Source organism: Novosphingobium sp. 11B, assembly GCF_054589055.1.
This window is the reverse complement of the sequence record NZ_BAAILP010000136.1, coordinates 1,068-3,790: the sequence shown is the minus strand read 5'-3', so window position 1 is coordinate 3,790 and position 2,723 is coordinate 1,068. Positions and strand designations below refer to the sequence as shown.

Here is a 2,723-nt window from a genome sequence, read left to right as displayed (position 1 = left end):
GACAAGCTCAGCCTGAGCGGGATAAGTAAATCGCGGGTTTCTTGAAGCACCACCCTGAATCCGCTCAGGCTGAGCTTGTCGAAGCCCCGGCGGCAAGATGCTACGGCTTCCATTCCAGGAACCGCGCCAGCAGCGACAGCCCGTAGCCCTGGCTCTTTTCCGGGTGGAACTGCACGCCAACGACATTGTCCTTGGCCACCGCCGCGACAAGACCGCCGCCGTGGTCGGTCATCGCAGCGACGGTCGCGCCGTCATCGGGCTGGAAGTGATACGAGTGCAGGAAGTACGCCTCACCCGGATCGATCAGGCCCTGCGCCGGATCCTTGCGGCCGAGGTTCACGTCGTTCCAGCCCATGTGCGGGATCTTGATCTCGGGATCGGTGCGCTCGATGCGCTGCACCTGCCCCTCAATCCAGTCGAGGCCACGCGTCACGCCGTGTTCCAGCCCGCGCGTGGCGAGAAGCTGCATGCCGACGCAAATGCCGAGGAACGGCGCCCCGCCGACATGGACACGCTCGGTCATCGCCTCGACCATGCCGTGGATGCCCCAGAGCCCCTCTGCGCAGGCGCGGAACGAGCCGACACCCGGCAGGACGATGCGGTCAGCCGCGCGCACGACGTCGGGGTTCGCGGTGATCGCCACGTCCTCGGCCCCCGCCGCGCGCAGCGCATTGGCGACCGAGTGCAGGTTGCCCGCGCCGTAGTCGATCAGCGCGAGGGTCATTGGGCCAGAGCCTCCAGCCCTTCGCCGAGGAAAGTAGGCACCCATTCGATCACGTCGACTTTCGCGACGCCGCCCGCGATGAACGGATCGGTGGCCGCCAATGCCTCGACGGCTTCGCGGCTATCGCCCTTCGCGATGATCGCGCCGCCTTCGCGCGGCACCTTGCGGCCCCAGGCGAGGAAGTGCCCCTTCCCGCGCCCGGCTTCCAGCCATGCGAGGTGGTCGGCCAGCAGGGCATCCACCTCGGCAATGTCGGTGGTGACGTAAGTGAGGTTGAGGATGAAGATCGCCATCAGAGGCTTGCCTGCCCGAGGATGCCCTTGGTCGAGGGGATCGCCCCGCCCTTGCGCGGATCGAGTTCCACCGCGCTGCGCATGGCGCGGGCGAAGCCCTTGAAGATGCCTTCGCAGATGTGGTGGTTGTTCGAGCCGTAAAGCAGTTCGATGTGCAGGGTGATGCCCACCGCCTGCGCGATCGAGTAGAACCAGTGCTCGACCATCTCGGTGTCGAACTCGCCCAGCTTGTCCTGGGTGAATGCGGCCTTCCACACGAGGTAGGGACGACCCGAAATGTCGAGCGACACGCGGCTCAGCGCCTCGTCCATCGGCGAGTTCACGTCGCCGTAGCGGCCGATGCCCGCCTTGTCGCCCAGCGCCTGGGTGATGGCCTGGCCGATGGCGATGGCGCTGTCCTCGGTCGTGTGGTGCTGGTCGACATGGAGGTCGCCCTTGATGTGGCACTTGATGTCGATCAGCGAGTGGCGGCTGAACTGCTCGATCATGTGGTCGAGGAAGCCGATGCCGGTGGACACGTCATAGGCCCCGGTGCCGTCGAGGTTCACCTCCACGGCGATGTCGGTCTCATGGGTCTTGCGGATGATCGAGGCGGTACGCATGGCCCGTGCCTATATACCTGTACGCGCCGGAATCAATTCGGTCGCGGCACAAGAATGCGCGTCGGGCGTTTATATAGCAATCTTCGGTCGCAAGTGCTTCGAGCTAGGGAAAACCCGGCCCGACATGTTATTTTACGCTCGAACACGCTTGACCGGCCGGAGAACCATGAGCACGTAGGGCGCGATGAACGATACCACAGACAGCCTGATCCCTTACGACGAGATCGTGCAGGAGGCCCTGCGCGCCGTCGTCGGCCGTGTTCTCGGCCAGGTCGAAAGCTCCGGCGGCGTGCTTCCGGGCGGCCACCACTTCTACATCACCTTCAAGACCGGCGCTCCCGGGGTCAGCATCCCCGCCGACCTGCGCGCACGGTTCCCGGACGAGATGACGATCGTGCTCCAGAACAAGTTCTGGGATCTGGGCGTCTCGGAGAACGGCTTCACCGTCAGCCTCTCGTTCAACGCCATGCCGGCCAAGCTGGACATTCCCTTCTCGGCGATCACCGCCTTCGTTGATCCGGCGGTGGATTTCGGCCTGCAGTTCCAGGCCATGGTCGATGACGAGGCCGACGAGCCCGCCCCGGCCGAGAACGATGCGGAACGCGATGTGGCGTCGCGCATTACTCCCAGCGAAGACGGCTCCAATGTCGTCTCGGTGGATTTCGGCAAGAAGAAGTAACCGGGCTCGCCCGGTAGAGCAGGGCGAAAAATGGCAACGGTTCTGAAAGATAGCGCCAGGAAGGCCGCCAGCGTCGTCGCGGCCCCCGCCAAGGGGCTGAAGACGCTGGCCGACAACGGCGGGGAACTCCACGGGCCGAGCCCGAACCCCGCCACCAACCTCATCATCGCCGACATCGCCCTGCGCACCGCGACCACCATCATGCGCCGCAGCGTGGAACGCGGCGTGCTGGGCGCCAGCTACTCGCCGAAAAAGGCCAAGTCGATCCTCAAGGGCCGCACGGTGGCCGAAACGCTGCTGCACGGCGCGCTGGCCCGAGTCGCGCTCAGTTCGGTGCCGGGGGCGGTGGTCATCGGCGGGGCGCTGGTGGCCAAGACGCTCTACGATCGCAGCCGCGCCAGACAGGCGCGCGCCGAGGGCGCAGC

The 2,723-nt window shown here is 65.7% G+C and carries 5 protein-coding genes; 2 read left to right on the top strand and 3 right to left on the bottom strand.

Annotated elements, in window-relative coordinates:
• Positions 1-100 precede the first annotated feature (100 nt).
• From hisH to hisB, 3 genes are read right to left on the bottom strand one after another with little or no spacing between them, the layout of a single operon-like run.
• The gene (gene hisH / locus ACYPYD_RS12360; RefSeq protein WP_008831787.1) at positions 101-724 is read right to left on the bottom strand and encodes an imidazole glycerol phosphate synthase subunit HisH; all 624 of its coding nucleotides are present in this window, start codon (positions 722-724) and stop codon (positions 101-103) included.
• Positions 721-1,017, bottom strand: coding sequence for a YciI family protein (locus ACYPYD_RS12355; RefSeq protein ID WP_459663394.1), 297 nt, complete (start codon positions 1,015-1,017; stop codon positions 721-723). Before ACYPYD_RS12355 ends, hisH begins: the two co-directional genes overlap by 4 nt.
• The gene (gene hisB / locus ACYPYD_RS12350; protein WP_459663392.1) at positions 1,017-1,619 is read right to left on the bottom strand and encodes an imidazoleglycerol-phosphate dehydratase HisB; all 603 of its coding nucleotides are present in this window, start codon (positions 1,617-1,619) and stop codon (positions 1,017-1,019) included. Before hisB ends, ACYPYD_RS12355 begins: the two co-directional genes overlap by 1 nt.
• A 184-nt stretch (positions 1,620-1,803) precedes the next feature.
• Here hisB and ACYPYD_RS12345 point away from each other — a divergent pair, with 184 nt between their 5' ends.
• Both ACYPYD_RS12345 and ACYPYD_RS12340 read left to right on the top strand, forming a co-directional pair.
• On the top strand, positions 1,804-2,298 hold the full coding sequence (locus ACYPYD_RS12345; RefSeq protein WP_008831790.1) for an SspB family protein: 495 nt from the start codon (positions 1,804-1,806) through the stop codon (positions 2,296-2,298).
• 30 nt (positions 2,299-2,328) lie between these two features.
• Positions 2,329-2,723, top strand: a 395-nt coding sequence (locus tag ACYPYD_RS12340) for a hypothetical protein (protein ID WP_459663390.1), incomplete at its 3' end; no start/stop codon positions are given.